This window comes from Enterobacter cloacae complex sp. IR5459, from assembly GCF_049238005.1.
In the GTDB taxonomy this organism is placed as follows: domain Bacteria; phylum Pseudomonadota; class Gammaproteobacteria; order Enterobacterales; family Enterobacteriaceae; genus Enterobacter; species Enterobacter hormaechei_C.
Genome location: NZ_JBMKIG010000008.1, coordinates 20,668 through 37,489, shown reverse-complemented (window position 1 = coordinate 37,489; position 16,822 = coordinate 20,668). Strand labels below are relative to the sequence as shown.

The window sequence follows — 16,822 nt, the reverse complement described above, 5'->3', positions numbered from 1 at the left end:
TTTCCCTTTTGCATATGCGTAAAAGTGCTTTTTCGTCATACTCATCGTGTACACGAGGAGATCCTATGAGCCACTTTCGCCCTGTTGAATTACGTCACGCCAGCCGCCTTCTGAATCACGGTCCAACCGTGCTCATCACCAGCCGGGATGAGACCATCGATCGTCGCAATGTCATGGCCGCCGCATGGTCTATGCCGGTGGAATTTGAACCCCCGCGTATCGCGATTGTGGTAGACAAAAGCGCGTGGTCACGGGAGTTGATCGAACGCAGCGGGAAATTCGGCATTGTGATCCCCGGCGTGGCGGCAGCCAACTGGACCTGGGCGGTCGGCAGCGTCAGCGGGCGCGACGAGGATAAATTTAACTGCTACGGGATCCCGGTTATTTATGGCCCTGAGCTTGACCTGCCGGTTATAGAAGAAAAATGTCTGGCTTGGATGGAGTGCCGGTTATTACCTGTCACCTCTGCGGCAGAGAAATATGACACCCTGTTTGGCGAAGTGGTTTCCGCCGCGGCGGATGAACGCGCATTTGTCGCCGGACGCTGGCAGTTTGACGGGGATAAGCTGAATACGTTGCATCACATGGGAGCGGGTACGTTTGTTGCGAGCGGGAAAATGGTGAAGGCGCTGGAATGATTTTTTAATTATACCCATATGAATTATATAAAATTTCTATGGCATTTTATGTTTATCATGACGATGTTAAACGGAGGATATTTCAGAAGCTGTTGCATAAACAATCTTTCGTAAAGGTAATATCCATGTCATGGAACAAAGATGGCGCAATATCATATGCGAAATCACACGCGCAACCCAGCAGCACGGGTTATTGTGCTCGTTACGTAACAGAAGCGATCAGAGCGGGTGGTCGATTAAAAATCCCCAACACGCGTCTGGCAAAAGATATGGGGCGCACATTAGTCAATGCAGGCTTTCACCTGGTATATGATCAACCCCATGCTGGTGACGTCGCAGTTATCCAAAATATAGTTGGTCATGATAGCGGTCACGTTTGTATATACGATGGTCAACAGTGGATCAGCGATTTTGTGCAACGCACCATGTATCCTGGGCAGGCTTACCGCAACATACAACCTCATTACGAACTGTTCAGGCATGATTAATGAAACCACTCTACTTTTTACTTTTCGCCCTGTCTCCGCTCGCGGCCGCAGAAAATATTTATGCACCGGGTCAGGCGGCACTTAAATTCAATCAATGGTATATAGCGCAGTTAGATCAGAACAAACCGCCCGTACTCAATCCAGACATTATGAATGATTACGTGGCCTCAGGGACCATTGCAGCAATTAAAGAAATGTACTCTGGCGACAGTAACAACAAAGATATGCCCGATGCGGATATGTTTATCAAAGCGCAGGACTGGGATGATGACTGGAATCAGATAACCGTCTTACATTCTGATTTTGACGCCGTTTGCACAAATGTCTATGTCGCATTTGGTAAGAAGCAAGATCATGTTATTGCAGATTGTCTCGTTGAAGAGCAAGGAAAATGGAAAGTGCGATCGGCGACGCTAATTAAGTAACAGGCATAAACTCCCTGTCGTAATAATAAAGGCACATGGTAGCCAAATGACTACCATGCGCAATTAATCAACTCTTCACACGCTTCGCAATGATCTCATCCGCCACATTCCGCGGAGCTTCCGCAAAATGATGGAATTCCATCGTATACGTCGCGCGCCCCTGGGACATCGAGCGCAGCGTGGTGGCATAACCAAACATCTCAGCCAGCGGGACGTCAGCGCGAATAATCTGGCTGCCGTACTGCTCTGCCATCCCCTGCACCAGGCCGCGACGGGAGGAGAGATCGCCCATAATGTTCCCGGCATACTCTTCCGGCGTTTCCACCTCAACGTGCATGACCGGCTCAAGAATAACCGGGTCCGCCCGCCGTGCGCCCTCTTTGAAGCCGAGGATCGCCGCCATGCGGAAGGCCATCTCCGAGGAGTCAACGTCATGGTAAGAACCAAACGTCAGGGTCGCTTTCACATCCACCACCGGATAGCCCGCCAGCACACCCGTATTCATGGCTTCTCGCAACCCTTTTTCCACCGACGGGATGTACTCTCGCGGCACCACCCCGCCTTTGGTGGCATCTTCAAACACAAAACCACTCCCGGCTGCTAACGGCTCAAGGCTCAGGACCACATGACCGTACTGCCCTTTCCCGCCGGACTGTCGGACAAATTTACCTTCAATATCCTTCACCGCTTTACGCAGGGTTTCACGGTAGGTGACCTGCGGACGACCAATGTTCGCCTCAACGCCAAACTCGCGCTTCATGCGGTCGACGATGATCTCCAGATGCAGCTCGCCCATCCCGGAGATAATCGTCTGACCGGACTCTTCGTCCGTGTGCAGGCGGAACGACGGATCTTCCGCCGCCAGGCGCTGTAGGGCGATCCCCATTTTCTCCTGATCGGCCTTGGTTTTCGGCTCAATCGCCAACGAAATAACCGGATCCGGGAACTCCATCCGTTCAAGGGTGATCACCGCATTCGGGTCGGTCAGCGTGTCACCGGTGGTGACGTCTTTCAGCCCGACACAGGCTGCGATATCCCCTGCGCGCAGCTCGTCCACCTCATGGCGATCGTTGGCATGCATCAGCACGATGCGCCCGATACGCTCTTTCTTGCCCTTCACCGGGTTGTACACCGCGTCGCCTTTACGCAGTATGCCGGAATAGACGCGGATGAAGGTCAGCTGGCCGACGTACGGATCGCTCATCAGCTTGAAGGCCAGCGCCGAGAACGGTTCATCATCGCTTGGGTGGCGCTCGGCGTGCTGTCCGTCTTCGTCTACCCCATCAATAGCGGGCACGTCCAGTGGAGACGGCATCAATTCAATCACCGCGTCGAGCATGCGCTGCACGCCCTTGTTCTTGAAAGCGCTGCCGCACAGCATGGGCTGTATTTCACCGGAGATAGTCCGGATCCGCAGTCCTTTGATGATTTCCGCTTCATCCAGTTCGCCCGTCTCAAGGTACTTATCCATAAGCTCATCGCTGGCTTCTGCCGCAGACGAGACCATTTTTTCTCGCCACGTCTGGGCGGTACTCAGCAGATCGTCAGGCACCGGCGCGTAGCTAAATGCCATGCCCTGCGTCGCATCGTCCCACAGAATGGTGCGCATCTTGATGAGATCCACCACGCCGGTGAAGTGTTCTTCTGCCCCCACGGGGATCACAATCGGGACAGGATTGGCTTTCAGCCGCTCCTGCATCATCCGCACCACGCGGAAGAAATCTGCGCCCGGGCGGTCCATTTTGTTGACGAATGCCAGACGCGGAACATGATATTTATTCGCCTGACGCCAGACGGTTTCCGACTGCGGCTGCACGCCACCGACGGAGTCATAGACCATTACCGCGCCGTCGAGCACACGCATGGAACGTTCCACCTCAATGGTGAAATCCACGTGCCCGGGGGTGTCGATAATATTGATGCGGTGCGGTTCAAAGCCTCTGTCCATACCAGGCCAGAAACAGCTTACCGCCGCCGACGTAATGGTGATCCCGCGCTCCTGCTCCTGCGCCATCCAGTCGGTGGTTGCCGCGCCATCGTGTACTTCACCCAGCTTGTGGCTCATCCCGGTGTAAAACAGGATGCGCTCAGTGGTGGTTGTTTTGCCCGCATCGATATGCGCGGAGATACCGATGTTGCGATAACGTTCGAGTGGAATGGGTCGGGGCATGATATTTCCTTAAGTCTTCAAGACTGGTTTGTGACGACCGGGATGGTCGCGTATTCGTTCGTTTGTTATAATAGTCCCATTGTACGAGTATTATCGAACTATTTTTTAACGGTTGACCTATTGTTGATATAGCTCAATCTCACGCGAGACGCAGGAAAACGATGATCCCAAACCACCCGGAACCTGAACAAATAGTGTTGGAAAATGTGCTGTTCGCCCTCGGCAACCCGCTGCGATTAGCGATTATTCGCAGGCTGGCCGACGGCAGCGAACTGAGCTGTAACGCGCTGCGCCCGGAAGAGGTGGTGAAATCCACTATGACTCACCACTGGCGCGTGCTGCGCGACAGCGGCGTGATCTGGCAGCGCCCGCAGGGGCGCGAGAATATGATTTCACTGAGAAGAGAGGATCTGGACGCCCGCTTTCCGGGACTGCTGGCGATCCTGCTCCAGGCTAAGTAGCGGCAGCGTCCTCAAGACGATAAACCGGAATGCGCCGTGTTGTTCCGGTAAGGGTGTCGAACACCTCTGTATCGGACGTCACTATTCTCATCCCCGTCTTCCTTAACCGCTGCACGTCGGCGGCTATGCGCTGGAGGCCAAACCAGAAAAGCCCGTCAAGCGCGGTGACCGCAAGCCCCTGTTCCAGCGCCAGCTGGAGGCGCTCGCGGGGGGCTTTCACCTGCTGAGCGATTTGCCGGTAAGGCACTTCCGAACCGCCGGAGGCATCGATCCGCTGAATACGGGTCTTCAGGTGGTAGGTAAATTCATCTGGAATGCCGTTCAAATCCTGTTTAAGGCTGTAAACGCAGCCAAACCGCTTGCCGTTGAACAGGACATTTTTTTGACTGAGCTGGAACTCATTTCTGATGCCATCAATCAGCTGCGGTGCACGGGTAAGAAGTAACCGGAAGGGAAGCTCAAAGCTGGTCACATAATCCACGTTCAGCAGCGCGAGACGCAGCCGCTCTTCTGCCCCGGATTTCTGGTCATGACACTCGCGCATCACCTCGGCCCACTGGCGCGTCAAACGTTCGGGCTCGCCGGCTTCGGTAAGGAGGTATTTTTCAAGATGATAATCGACTCTTCCGGTCATGTGGGGCATCCCGTCAATGTGGATGCGGTAATTCTATCCAGCGCGGCAGGATTTATAAAGGGCGGAGCGCACCGGCACCCGCCCTGACCGACTACTGCTGGATACTCGACCGGTCCGAAATATCGCTGGCAGATAAGGTTCTTGCAGTAGACGCGACCTGTTTTTTGCGTTTATACCGGTCCGGCTGGCCTTCAGGGCGGGTTTTGAACCGGCGATGCAGCCACATATATTGCTCAGGCGCCATCATCACGGCGCGCTCAATCGCTCTGTTCATTTGCGTGGCCACCGACGCTTTATCGCCTCCCTGCAAGGTATCGCTGATATCTTCCAGAATAAGCAGCTCATACCCTGTGCCATCTGCTTTTCGGCGCGGTACAAACGGGATCACGGCCGGTCTGGCACTTTTCACCAGCATGTAGCTCCCGGCAGTTGTCGCGGCGTCCGGGACGGCAAAAAACGGCACAAACACGCTATTCGTTTTGCCATAGTCGTGGTCCGGGGCATACCACAGGATCTCGTTTTGCTTCAGTGCGCGGATCATGCCCTTCAGGTCATAGCGGTCAAGCATGGTTTTATTGGAACGCAGACGACCGCGCGTTTGCAGCCAGTCGAGCAACGCATTATTGTTGGGACGATACACACCAATACCCGCGTTGAGCATGCCAAAGATGCGTGCGCCTAATTCCAGCGTGAGAAAATGCATGCCAATGAGCACCACGCCCCTACCTTGCGCCCGCGCCTGTTCCATATGTTCGTAGCCGGTCACGCTGAAGTGTTTCCGCACGCGCCAGTTAGGCCAGAACCACGCTATCCCGGTTTCGATGACGCCCATTCCAACCGATTCAAAATTACGCTCAAGTAAACGCTCGCGCTCGTCCTCTTTCATATCAGGAAAGCAAAGCTCAAGATTTCGTCTGGCGATCTCCAAGCGGCGTGGAAGCAGGCGCATAGCCAGACGCCCAAGCCTGTGACCTGTTTTCAACAGCAGCGGGTACGGAAGCTGAACCGTGCACCAGAGCGCGGCAATGCCTGCCCAGCTGAGCCAGTAACGAGGATGAATAAAGGCGAGTGAAAACTGAGGTAATTTTGTCATGGAAAAATTATCCTTTTACTTATTTGTACTTAATCTGGTGCAGTTGCAGTGCTTACCTGCTGATTTAACGAATATTGTTTGGAAGGATGAATTGTAGCGGAATCGTTATGGTTTTTATTATCGATTTTTGCGAAAGGGAATAAAAGTGGGGATCGCCGGGTGAAATTGCACCACCCGGCAGGCAAGTTACATCGAATAGCCGGGCTTCTTAATCAGTTCATCCAGTTTCGGGCCGATCTCGGTATCCCAGACCTGCGCCTTCCAGTCAGCTTCCTGAACCTCCTGAAGCGCCACGGAGATTGAGCGATCTTTGCTGTTCAGGTGGCGGGCGATCGCTTCGGCGATATCCGCCGCCAGGGCCGTTTTTTGTTCGTCAGTCAGATCGCGTGGAAAACATTTGATATCAACGTGTGGCATGGGCAGGGCTCCTTTTATAGGTGAGCGTTCCACGTTATCAGATTATATCGTTAGCTTTTAGCACCTTGTGCAGTTCCAGCAGCGCGCAGACGGCATCCGCGACGGCGGTAAAATTAGGCGTGTTGGTGGCAAACCACTCATGGCGTGGACCCCAGGTACGCGCAACGGCAATATAGACGTCAAGCAGCGTCAGCTGTTTGCCAAACGCAAACGGCGAGGCGCTGAGCTGGCTGTCGAACCACAGATAAAGCGATTTTCGGTACTCAATGCAGTTTTTCTTCAACTGTTCCGGGGCATCAGGAACCCAGCGTTCCGGGTAATCTGCATACGTAAAGGTGGGATAGACGTTCGCCACAAACCAGATGAGCAGGCGCTGAAACTGCTGGCGCTCGGCCTGCCCAACGGGCGGCGCGAGGTCGGGACGTCTGTCGAGCACCATCAGGGCGATCGCCGCGGTTTCCGTCACGATCGCCCCGTTTTCCAGCTCCAGCGTCGGCACCTGGCACAGCGGGTTCAGTTTCAACAGCAATTCGCGCTGCGGGCCGGGCTGGTCAAACCCGTCCACGTTGACGAACTGATACGGGATGTCTGCCAGAGTCAGCATCACTTCACTGATTGCCGATCCCCAGCCAGGTACGCCATAGAGTTTGATCATGTTGCCCCCTCAGGGATGAAAACCCTAAGTGTAGAGCACCATTAGTAGGTTATCCCGGGCGGATTAACGTCTGAAGACGTCACCGCTTCGCCCGCTTCCCCCCAGCGCGCCAGCACCTTTTGATACTCCCCGCGCTTAATCGCACCGTCCAGCGCAGCCTGCAACGCATACACCAGCCCATTATCTTTTTTGGTTGTGGTGGCGACATAGGCTTTCTTCGGGCCTAAACCCACGACGCGGGTTTTGCCGGTTAACGCGGCTTTATAGGCCGAAACGGACTGCGGTCCAAAGAACACATCCGCCCTGCCGGACTGAATATAAAGATTGCCTGAGGCGTCGTCGGTCAGGTAAACCGGCAACGCAGGCTCGCGCCCGGCCTTTTTATTCTCTTCGTTCCAGCCCAGCAGAATACGCTCCTGATTGGTGCCAGACCCGACAATCACCTTTTTCCCGGCCAGATCTTTCGCACTGGTGATCGACTGTACGTTGCTGGTGGATTTCACCGAGAAGGCCAGGGAATCGACGCGATAGGTCGCAAAATCGAACTTCTCCTTACGTTGCTCGGTGACGGCGATATTCACCAACGCCACGTCATAGCGCCCGGAAGTGATCCCCAGCGGCCAGTCTTCCCACGCCGTTGGCACCAGCTTCAGCTTCAGCCCCAGACTGCCCGCCAGCAACCGGGCGATATCCGGGTCGCTGCCAATACGGGTGCGGTTATCACTGGCCAGCAGCGCCAGCGGCGGAGAATTCAGGGCTGAAATCGCCACCGTGAGGGTACCCGGCTCAACAAATTTATAGTTCGCCGGGATTTTCGCCACTGCCTGTTGATCAACCGTCACCGGCAGCGGCTGTTCGTTGGCCTTTAAATCAATGCTGGCGTGGCTCGCCGTCGTGAAGACCAGCCCCGCCAGGAGTCCATATTTCATCTGCGCTCCTTACAGCACTTTTGAGAGGAACTGGCGCGTTCGCGGATGAGACGGTCGGTTTAACACGTCGTCGCTGCTGCCCTGCTCCACAATTTTACCGTCGACCATAAATACCACCTGGTCCGCCACTTCCCGGGCAAAGCCGATCTCATGGGTGACCACCACCAGCGTAGTGCCGGAACGGGCGAGTTTTTTAATCACGTCCAGCACTTCGCCAACCAGTTCCGGATCCAGCGCCGAGGTTGGTTCATCAAACAGCATCACGCGCGGGCGCAGCGCCAGCGCGCGGGCAATGGCGATACGCTGCTGCTGGCCGCCGGAGAGGTGACGCGACCAGGCATCGGCTTTATCGCGCAGTCCTACCACATCCAGCAGGCTGTAGGCGTTTTCAACAGCCTCTTTTTTACTGAACTTTTTATGCGCGATGGGTGCTTCAATCAGGTTTTCCAGCACCGTGAGATGCGGAAAAAGATTGAAGTTCTGAAACACGTACCCAACGTTGACGCGCTGTTTGAGGATCTCTCTCTCTTTTAGTTCGTAGAGTTTGTCACCCTGACGGCGATAGCCGATGTAATCCCCGTCAATCTGAATAAAGCCTTCGTCTACGCGCTCCAGATGGTTAATGGCGCGCAGCAGCGTCGATTTTCCCGATCCAGAGGGGCCGAGGATCACCGTCACGGAGCCCGGCGGGATCTCAAGCGTGACGTTATCGAGCGCTTTATGTCGGCCAAAAAACTTACTGACGCCGGTAATGGAAATGTGTCCTTCAGGAGAGGCTTGCATGAACAGGCTCCTGTGCTGGCGAAGTGGTGACCGAACGCGAGCGACTCGCCGCCCGGTTCTGGTTTACGGCGGAGCGGCGCTCGCTGCGGGCGAGTCCACGCTCAATAACATGCTGGATGGCAGACAGTACGGTGGTGATCACCAGATACCAGACGGCCCCCACCATCAACAGCGGGATCACCTCCTGGGTGCGGTTGTAGATCATCTGGATCGTGTAAAACAGTTCCGGCATCGCCAGCACATACACCATCGCCGTCCCTTTTGCGAGGCTGATAATTTCGTTAAACCCGGACGGGAGGATGGTGCGCAGCGCCTGCGGGAGAATTATGCGCACGGTGCGACGCCACGCCGGCAGACCTAGCGCAGCGGCCGCCTCATACTGACCGTGGTCGACCCCAAGGAAGCCCCCGCGAATGATCTCCGCAGTATAGGCGCTCTGCACCAGCGTCAGCCCCACGATGGCGGTAGAAAACTGCCCGAGAACGTTGATGGTTTCAAAGCTGCCCCAGGTAATGCCGGTAAAAGGCACGCCGAGAGAGAGCGTGTCGTAGAGATAGGAGAAGTTATAGAGGATAATCAGCACCACGATCAGCGGCAGCGATCGGAACAGCCAGATGTAACCCCACGCCAGGCTGCTCAACAGCCATGATGACGAGAGCCGCGCCAGCGCCAGCATGCCGCCAATCACCACGCTCAGTACGGTGCTTATCAACGTCAGCAGCAGCGTCTGGCCGACGCCTTCGAGGATCACCGGGTCGAAGAACCAGCGGGCAAATACCGCCCACTCCCAGCGCGGATTAAAGGCCACGGACTGAATCACGACCGCCAGCACAAACAGCGCCACCACGGCGCCAGCAGCGCGCAGCGGATAACGTGCCGGGACCACTTTTATGGTTTCAACGTTGCTCATCGTCGCTCCTTATGCGGTTTTGCTGAGCGCTTCGCGGATCAGCGTCTTGGTGAAACGCAGCCGACCGTCGAACGGCGGCTGGCTGTACTCTTCCGGGTCGCGGTTGAGATCGAACTGCGGCTGATACCCCTGGCTGAGATAGAGCCGCACCGCCTCCGGCTGACGAAACCCCGTGGTCAGGTAGATGTGGCTGTAGCCCGCCAGCACCGCCCGGCGCTCCAGCTCCTGTACCACGCGCGCGGCCAGCCCCTGCTGGCGCAGCGTTTTATTCGTCCAGATACGTTTGATCTCTGCGGTATGTTCGTCGAAGGGCTTATACGCCCCGGTGGCGATGATCTCGCCATCGCGCTCCAGTACGATAAACAGCCCCTGCGGCGCCAGGTACCACTCTGTCAGCTCGACTTCCGCATCCTTTGAAAAGTAGTCGCCGTAACGAGCAGCGTATTCACCAAAAAGCCCCTCGATAATGGGCTGAAGATCGGTATCTTCTGGCGAAACGTCACGAAATTGTTCGCGCATAGCGCCTCCTTAATCGCCCAGACCCGCCGGGTTAACTTCGGAACTGGGGATACGCTCCACGCCTTCCCCCCAGCGGTTCAGCACCTTGTCGTAATCTCCGTTCTTGATCGCGCCATTCAGCGCGGTTTGAACCGGTTCGACCAGGCCGCTGCCTTTTTTCAGCGTCACCGCGATATGCGCTGCCTTCGGCCAGCCGCCATCGACGCTGCCGACCAGTTTGGTTTTACCGTTAAGCGCCGCTTTCCAGGCACCGATCACGTTCGGGCCAAAGTAGGCGTCCGCGCGTCCGGACTGAAGCGCCAGCGTTTGGGCCGCGTCGTCTTTGGTGTATATCGGCGTAAAGGGTTTAAGCCCTTTTTTGAGGTTCTCTTCGTTCCATGCCAGCAGGATGGCCTCCTGGTTGGTGCCGGAACCTACGATGATGCGCAGCCCGGCGATATCCTCTGCCTTCACAAGCGAGTTGATCGGACTGGTGGATTTCACGTAGAAGCCAAGTGAATCCTTGCGGTAGGTGGCGAAGTCGAACTTCTCTTTGCGCGCTTTAGTGACGGTGATGTTGCTAATAGCCGCGTCGTATTTCCCGGAGGCAACCCCCAGCGGCCAGTCCTCCCAGGAGGTGGGCACCACGTTCAGCTCCAGTCCGAGGCTGTCCGATACCAGACGCGCAATGTCGACCTCACTTCCCAGCAGAGTTTTGTTGTCGTCGGAAAAGACCGTCAGCGGCGGTTGATTCAGTCCCGCCACCGCCACGGTAAATTTCCCCGGCACGGCAAAGCGATAGTCTTTCGGCAGTTGCGCGATCGCATCGCTGTTTTTGGCGGTATTGATCGGCGTTTTATTGGCCTCAATGCTCACGCCGGTGCCGTTAATATTGACGTTCTCTGCCCAGACGGCAGGGGTAAAGGCCAGCGCAAGCGCCAGAATAAGCGATGATTTCTGCATAGCGTTTTTCTCTTTTATTGTTGTGTGAACTGATTTTTGGGCTCGTCTAAGCCCAGACTTTCGCGCAGCGTGGTGCCGGGATAGTCGGTGCGGAACAGGCCGCGCGCCTGTAAAACAGGCACCACCTGGTCGACAAAGCGCGGGAAGGTGTCCGGCGTGCCGCCCTGAATGATGAAGCCATCCGCCGCCTTCTCTTCGAACCAGGCCTGTAAACCATCGGCCACCTGCTCCGGTGTGCCGGAAAAACGCGGGCGCGGCGATGCGGCTTCCAGCGCGACCTGACGCAGAGTTAAGTTGCGCTCACGGGCGTTACGCTTGATTTCATCGGTGGTGCTGCGAAAGCTGTTTTTGCCCAAATCGCCAATATCCGGGAACGGCGCGTCGAGGGGATACTGGCTGAAGTCGTGATGCTCGAAATATCGTCCGAGGTAATTCAGCGCATCATTAATGGAGACCAGTGCCGCCGTAGTTTGATACTGGTTTTCTACGTCATCGGCGTCGTTTCCAACAATCACGCTGACGCCCTGGAATATATGTAAATCCCCTGCGCGACGGCCGTGACTTTCCAGCTGCTGTTTAACATCGCGGTAAAAAGCCTGGGCTTCTTCCCGCGTGTCATGGTGGGTAAAGATGGCGTCAGCGTGTTTTGCCGCCAGCTTTTTACCGTCGTCGGACGCGCCAGCCTGAAAGACAATCGGACGTCCCTGCGGCGTGCGGCCAATATTCAGCGGGCCGGAAACCTGGAAGAAATCACCGTGGTGATCCAGAGTATGCAGTTTCGACGCATCAAAGAACTGTCCGCTCTCTTTATTGCGGATAAAGGCATCCCCTTCCCAGGAATCCCACAGTCCTTTCACCACGTCGAGATACTCATCGGCAATGCGGTAGCGCAGCGCATGCTCCGGGTGTTTTTCACGTGAGAAGTTCTTCGCTGACCCTTCCAGCGGTGAGGTCACCACGTTCCAGCCCGCGCGTCCGTTGCTCAGGTGATCGAGGCTGGCGAACTGGCGTGCAACGGTGAAGGGCTCGCTGTAGGAGGTGGACAACGTGCCGACCAGTCCCAGGCGCGAGGTGATACTCGCCAGCGCGGACAACACCGTCAGCGGCTCAAAGCGGTTTAAAAAATGCGGAATGGATTTCTCGTTAATATAAAGGCCGTCGGCCACAAATATAAAGTCGAGCTTGCCCTCTTCTGCTTTTAAAGCCGTTTCTTTAACGAAATCAAAATTAATGCTGGCATCCGCGACCGCCGCGGGATGGCGCCAGGCAGACATATTACCGGATGCACCATGCAAAATGGTCCCCAGCCGCAATTGACGATGTGCAGTCATATTCACCTCAAATTAATTAAACGTGTTGCAGGGCTTTTTCCGCGAGCTGAGCAAAATAGCGGGCAGCGGGTTCGATTAATGCTTCGTCCGGGTTAAATGCCGGGTGATGTAACCCAAACGGACTGTTGCTGCCAATGCTGACAAACGCGCCGGGTATGTTTTGCAGATAGACCGCGAAATCCTCCCCGCCCATGTGCAGTTCCGCATGCCGGGTTTCATATCCCGCTTCGCGCGCGACCGAGGTGGCAAACCCGGCCCAGTGCTCATCGTTCACCAGCGCGGTGGGCCCGGCGTACCAGGTGATGTTGATCTGCGCGCTAAAGGCGCTGGCAAATCCAGCGGCGATTTCACCGACGCGCGCTTTCACGTTCTGCTGCACTTCCGTGCGGTGCGTGCGCAGCGTGCCCTCCAGCTCAACGCTTTCCGGCAGCACATTCCAGGTATTCCCCCCGGCGATGCGCGTCACACTCAGAACAACCGAATCCAGCGTGTTGACGTTACGGCTGGCTACGCTTTGCAGCGCTGTTACCAGCTGGCTTGCCAGCACGATGGCGTCGTTGCCTTCATGGGGACGTGCGGCATGCGCGCCTTTGCCGGTCACGTGAATAACGAAGCGATCAACGTTGGCATAGAACGGGCCGCCGCGCGTGGCAAACTCGCCGACCGGCAGTGACGGCTCGTTATGCATCCCGAAAATCGCGCGTACGTCGCGTAACGCCCCGGCACGCACCATGCTTTTCGCTCCGCCGAAATTTTCTTCCGCAGGCTGGAACAGGATCCGCACGCGACCGTTGAGCGAGGCTTCCCGCTCTTTCAGCTTTAGCGCGGCGCCGAGGATCACGCTGGTGTGAATGTCGTGTCCGCAGGCATGCATCACCCCGGCACGCCGGGAGCTAAACGGCACCCCGCTGCGCTCGTCGATGGGTAACGCGTCGATATCGGCGCGCAGCGCAACCAGTGCGTTGCCCGTGCCGATCTCCGCAACCAGCCCGGTCTGGAGATCGTAAGGCAGCGGTGCAATCCCGGCTGCCGTCAGCCACTCGCGCAGGCGGGCCGTTGTTTCGACCTCCTGACCGGAGAGTTCAGGGTTCTGGTGCAGCTCACGGCGCCAGGCAATCAGTTGTTCGCTAAAGCTCATACGGTAACCTCCCTGTTAAGACGCGCCTCGGCCAGCAGTCGCAGGGACTGCACGCGCGTTGCGCCATCAGCGACCGGCGTGTCGATGATAAATTCGTCAATCCCCCACTGCTGATGCAGCGCGTTGAGCTGTTCAAGCACCGACGCCGCCGTTCCGGCCAGCAGAGACTGCGCCCGACGCGCAATGCGCACCGGTTCACTCCCCGCCTGCCGCGCAAAGGCGTAGGCCTGTTCTTCGCTGGCGACGGTGACGCGCTGTCCGTTTGCCAGCTCCACACCCCACACTTCAACCTTCTGCGCCAGCGCATCGGCCTCAGCCTGGGTTGGGGCAACAATGACCTGCACGGCCACAATCACCTCCCGGACGCTGTGTTGACGCCAGGCTGTGACGACCTCGCGCAGCAGCTCAGGATCACCATTCAGATGGGCGGCAAAGACAAAATGCCAGTCGAGGGAGGCCGCCAGCAGCGCGCTTTCGGTACTGGCGCCCAGCAGGAATCCCCGGGCAGGCGCCGGTGGCAGCGGCGTGGCGCGAACGTCCTCCTCCGCTGACTGATTTTCAGGGCGGATCCAGCGATCAAGCTGCGTCAGTTGGTCCGCAAAGCTGCCTTTTTCCTGCGGATTTAGGCCGTACTGCAAGGCGCGGGTAGAGAGCGGCAGACCGCCGGGCGCTTTGCCAACGCCCAGATCAACCCGGCCCGGCGCAATGGCGGCCAGTACGTTAAAATTTTCGGCGACTTTGTAGGGGCTGTAATGTTGCAGCATGACGCCGCCTGAGCCCACGCGAATACGCTTTGTTTGCCCGAGGATCCAGGCAATCAGCAGCTCCGGCGAGGGGCTGACAAGCTGCGGGGTATTGTGGTGTTCGGCAATCCAGAAGCGGTGATAACCCAGCGTTTCTGCCTGCTGCGCCAGTGCTAAGGTTCGCGCCAGCGCATCGGCGGCTGTTTCGTGTTCTGCGACGGGGCTTTTATCCAGAATGCTGATTCGCCATGACATGTTGCGTTCTCGTTTGACTTAACATGTCGTCATTATTAAAGGCGGATTTCACCTCTGAGAAACAATTAATTTACATTTGGATTGCCGGAAAACGGCAATAGAGAGTCTGTCATCGGCGTGATTTAAGCGAGGCAATGAGTCTTTCGGCATCCTGCCGTCGGGTAATGCGGAGAAAGCGAATGTGTTTGTACTGCGGGTTTTGCATATCCGCTTGATAGCGTTTGCGGTTGCTGCGCCAGGTTTTGATCGTCCAGATGATAATAGAGTCCTTGCTAAGGAACGACCGACGAAAGCTTTCGCGGTTCCCCGTGCCGGGCCAGAGCTCCTGTTTGTGCCAGGCGCGTCTGGAGGCCCGCGTCACCGCTTGCCAGAGCGTGCGGATAAACCCACGATCTATCCACACCACCAGATCGACGTCGCGCCACTTAACGTCGCGTGTGCGGTTGTAATTCCCGTCCAGGACCCAGTCAGGCGAGGCGGCGAGCGCTTTTTCCAGGGTTGCAAGAAACTCATCGTCCGGTGTTCCCTGCCAGTTCGCTCGCCAGTAAAGCCTGTCCATCTCAATGTAAGGGATAGCCAGCGCCTCCGCGATTCGCCTGCCAAACGTGCTTTTCCCACTTCCGCTGGTACCTATGATATTGATTTTCAACGTTCCGCCTGCAAATGCTGAAGAAAACGGATCGAATCATAACGTTAATAATTTGTTTACGAAACGCCAGACTACTCGTTCGGATACTGCTCGTCGGTGACCTTCTCCAGCCACGCCACCGGACTCCCGTCGACCGCTTCTGCGATGGCGATATGGGTCATCGCCGTCTGCGCGCTTGCGCCGTGCCAGTGCTTCACGCCGGGTGGGATCCAGGCGATATCCCCCTGATTCAGCGGTTCCGCCTCTTTCCCCCACTCCTGTAACCAGCCGCGCCCCTGCGTCACGATCAGCGTTTGTCCAAGAGGATGCGTATGCCAGGCGGTACGTGCGCCGGGTTCAAAGGTGACGGTCGCGCCACCGACTTTTGCCGGTTCAGTCGCCTGGAAAGGCGCGTCAATGCGCACGCTGCCGGTAAACCAGGCCTCTGGACCCTGAACGGAAGGTAACGAACCGCTACGGATAATTTTCATGATTTACTCCTCGTTTGCTGTTGCGTTAACAGTAGCGTAAAGCCATGGGGAGCATTAGAGTGCATAATCAGAAAGGAACCATGAGTTCAATTCATAAATCGAGTAAGCCGCCATGTTAAAAGACAACTTCAACGATCTGCTTTCCTTTATGGTCGTCGCCCGGGAGCGCAGCTTTACCCGCGCCGCGGCGCAGCTTGGGGTATCTCAGTCGGCACTCAGCCACGCAATGCGCAAGCTGGAAGCGAGGCTGGAAGTCCGTCTGTTAACCCGCACCACCCGTAGCGTGGCCCCTACCGAGGCCGGCGAGCAACTCTTTAGGCGCTTAAGCCCCCATCTGCTGGAGATCGAGCAGGAACTCACCGCGTTGCGTGATACCCGCGACAGACCTGCCGGGAATATTCGCCTTAACGCCGGGGAACACGCCATGTCTACGGTGCTGTGGCCTGTGCTTAAACCCTTTATGGCGCAGTATCCTGACATCAACGTTGAAGTCACGGTGGACAATGGGCTGACTGATATTGTCGATGGCCGCTTTGACGCGGGGGTGCGTCTGGGTGAGCAGGTGGCGAAAGATATGATTGCGGTACGTATTGCGCCGGACATGCGCATGGCGGTTGTCGGGTCAGCAGAGTATTTGCAACGTTTCGGCATACCGAAAACGCCGGAGCAGCTCGATCAGCACCGCTGCATTAATATGCGCCTGCCCACACGCGGCGGATTATATGCCTGGGAATTTGAACGGGACGGACGTGAGCTGCGCGTGCGGGTTGACGGCCAGCTGATCCTCAACAGCCTGCCGCAGCGCATCGATGCCGCCGAAAACGGTCTGGGGCTGGCGTATGTTCCGCAAGATGCGGTTCAGGACGCCCTTGCTAAGGGCCGGTTAGTGGGTGTGCTTGAAGCCTGGTGTCCGGCTTTTACGGGATACCATCTGTATTATCCGAGCCGCCGCCAGCACACTACCGCCTTTGCATTACTCATTGCAGCCCTGCGGCATACATAGTCTCTACCTATAAGTAACTATTAAGTAAACCTGATGATTAAATCAGCATTCGCAGACCTTTTTGCCTAAAAAAACGCCACGATTCAGCGCGTTGTGATCCCCGTCTGCTCTGACCACACGATTTCCTTCGACGTGCATCACTTTCGGCACGGTTATATTTTGCGTCGCT

Annotated in this window: 18 protein-coding genes and 1 pseudogene; 5 read left to right on the top strand and 14 right to left on the bottom strand. The window is 56.5% G+C overall.

From position 1 onward, the window contains the following. Positions 1–65 precede the first annotated feature (65 nt). From ACOTX4_RS16920 to ACOTX4_RS16910, 3 genes are all read left to right on the top strand, one after another. Positions 66–638, top strand: a complete 573-nt coding sequence (locus tag ACOTX4_RS16920) for a flavin reductase family protein (protein ID WP_045333073.1) — start codon at positions 66–68, stop codon at positions 636–638. Between the two features lie 125 nt (positions 639–763). Beyond that, positions 764–1,126 (top strand): hypothetical protein, encoded by a 363-nt coding sequence (locus tag ACOTX4_RS16915; protein ID WP_038416106.1) that lies wholly within the window; start codon positions 764–766, stop codon positions 1,124–1,126. Then, positions 1,126–1,551 carry a DUF3828 domain-containing protein gene (locus ACOTX4_RS16910; RefSeq protein WP_045333074.1) on the top strand — a complete coding sequence of 142 codons (426 nt, stop codon included), beginning with the start codon at positions 1,126–1,128 and terminating at the stop codon, positions 1,549–1,551. The genes ACOTX4_RS16915 and ACOTX4_RS16910 overlap by 1 nt, the downstream gene beginning before the upstream one ends. Positions 1,552–1,618: 67 nt before the next feature. On the opposite strand, the gene fusA is transcribed toward ACOTX4_RS16910, so the two are convergent. Next, positions 1,619–3,721, bottom strand: coding sequence for an elongation factor G (gene fusA, locus ACOTX4_RS16905; RefSeq protein ID WP_003857019.1), 2,103 nt, complete (start codon positions 3,719–3,721; stop codon positions 1,619–1,621). A gap of 161 nt (positions 3,722–3,882) precedes the next feature. On the opposite strand from fusA, the gene ACOTX4_RS16900 reads away from it, so the two are divergent. Continuing rightward, positions 3,883–4,182, top strand: coding sequence for an ArsR/SmtB family transcription factor (locus ACOTX4_RS16900; RefSeq protein WP_000612740.1), 300 nt, complete (start codon positions 3,883–3,885; stop codon positions 4,180–4,182). Here ACOTX4_RS16900 and ACOTX4_RS16895 read toward each other — a convergent pair. The 13 genes and pseudogenes from ACOTX4_RS16895 to ACOTX4_RS16835 all read right to left on the bottom strand — a co-directional run bounded on the left by ACOTX4_RS16895 (position 4,175) and on the right by ACOTX4_RS16835 (position 15,650). Beyond that, complete coding sequence (locus tag ACOTX4_RS16895) at positions 4,175–4,816, bottom strand: hypothetical protein (protein WP_023296669.1); 642 nt, start codon at positions 4,814–4,816, stop codon at positions 4,175–4,177. The genes ACOTX4_RS16900 and ACOTX4_RS16895 overlap by 8 nt on opposite strands. Before the next feature lie 91 nt (positions 4,817–4,907). Beyond that, positions 4,908–5,909 carry a Kdo(2)-lipid IV(A) acyltransferase gene (locus ACOTX4_RS16890; RefSeq protein WP_045333075.1) on the bottom strand — a complete coding sequence of 334 codons (1,002 nt, stop codon included), beginning with the start codon at positions 5,907–5,909 and terminating at the stop codon, positions 4,908–4,910. Between the two features lie 186 nt (positions 5,910–6,095). Further along, positions 6,096–6,326, bottom strand: coding sequence for a tautomerase PptA (pptA, locus tag ACOTX4_RS16885; protein WP_003857012.1), 231 nt, complete (start codon positions 6,324–6,326; stop codon positions 6,096–6,098). A 37-nt stretch (positions 6,327–6,363) separates the two neighbouring features. Continuing rightward, the gene (locus ACOTX4_RS16880; protein ID WP_045333076.1) at positions 6,364–6,981 is read right to left on the bottom strand and encodes a glutathione S-transferase family protein; all 618 of its coding nucleotides are present in this window, start codon (positions 6,979–6,981) and stop codon (positions 6,364–6,366) included. 41 nt (positions 6,982–7,022) lie between these two features. Continuing rightward, positions 7,023–7,910 carry an ABC transporter substrate-binding protein gene (locus tag ACOTX4_RS16875; RefSeq protein WP_022651236.1) on the bottom strand — a complete coding sequence of 296 codons (888 nt, stop codon included), beginning with the start codon at positions 7,908–7,910 and terminating at the stop codon, positions 7,023–7,025. 9 nt (positions 7,911–7,919) lie between these two features. Beyond that, positions 7,920–8,693, bottom strand: coding sequence for an amino acid ABC transporter ATP-binding protein (locus ACOTX4_RS16870; protein ID WP_003857007.1), 774 nt, complete (start codon positions 8,691–8,693; stop codon positions 7,920–7,922). Continuing rightward, complete coding sequence (locus tag ACOTX4_RS16865; RefSeq protein WP_003857005.1) at positions 8,677–9,603, bottom strand: amino acid ABC transporter permease; 927 nt, start codon at positions 9,601–9,603, stop codon at positions 8,677–8,679. The genes ACOTX4_RS16870 and ACOTX4_RS16865 overlap by 17 nt, the downstream gene beginning before the upstream one ends. Positions 9,604–9,612: 9 nt before the next feature. Continuing rightward, positions 9,613–10,122: a GNAT family N-acetyltransferase gene (locus ACOTX4_RS16860; RefSeq protein WP_022651238.1), complete on the bottom strand. Its 510-nt coding sequence runs from the start codon at positions 10,120–10,122 to the stop codon at positions 9,613–9,615. Positions 10,123–10,131: 9 nt separating this feature from the next. Then, a pseudogene (locus ACOTX4_RS16855) lies at positions 10,132–12,395 on the bottom strand (NtaA/DmoA family FMN-dependent monooxygenase). A gap of 16 nt (positions 12,396–12,411) precedes the next feature. Continuing rightward, positions 12,412–13,533, bottom strand: coding sequence for an amidohydrolase (locus ACOTX4_RS16850; RefSeq protein WP_017382285.1), 1,122 nt, complete (start codon positions 13,531–13,533; stop codon positions 12,412–12,414). After that, positions 13,530–14,531, bottom strand: a complete 1,002-nt coding sequence (locus tag ACOTX4_RS16845; protein WP_421635402.1) for an MsnO8 family LLM class oxidoreductase — start codon at positions 14,529–14,531, stop codon at positions 13,530–13,532. Before ACOTX4_RS16845 ends, ACOTX4_RS16850 begins: the two co-directional genes overlap by 4 nt. Before the next feature lie 109 nt (positions 14,532–14,640). Then, positions 14,641–15,180 carry a shikimate kinase gene (locus ACOTX4_RS16840; protein ID WP_003856993.1) on the bottom strand — a complete coding sequence of 180 codons (540 nt, stop codon included), beginning with the start codon at positions 15,178–15,180 and terminating at the stop codon, positions 14,641–14,643. A gap of 71 nt (positions 15,181–15,251) precedes the next feature. Continuing rightward, the gene (locus ACOTX4_RS16835; RefSeq protein WP_023314200.1) at positions 15,252–15,650 is read right to left on the bottom strand and encodes a (R)-mandelonitrile lyase; all 399 of its coding nucleotides are present in this window, start codon (positions 15,648–15,650) and stop codon (positions 15,252–15,254) included. Between the two features lie 112 nt (positions 15,651–15,762). On the opposite strand from ACOTX4_RS16835, the gene ACOTX4_RS16830 reads away from it, so the two are divergent. Next, positions 15,763–16,653 (top strand): LysR family transcriptional regulator, encoded by an 891-nt coding sequence (locus ACOTX4_RS16830; protein WP_032658533.1) that lies wholly within the window; start codon positions 15,763–15,765, stop codon positions 16,651–16,653. The last annotated feature ends 169 nt before the right edge of the window (positions 16,654–16,822 follow it).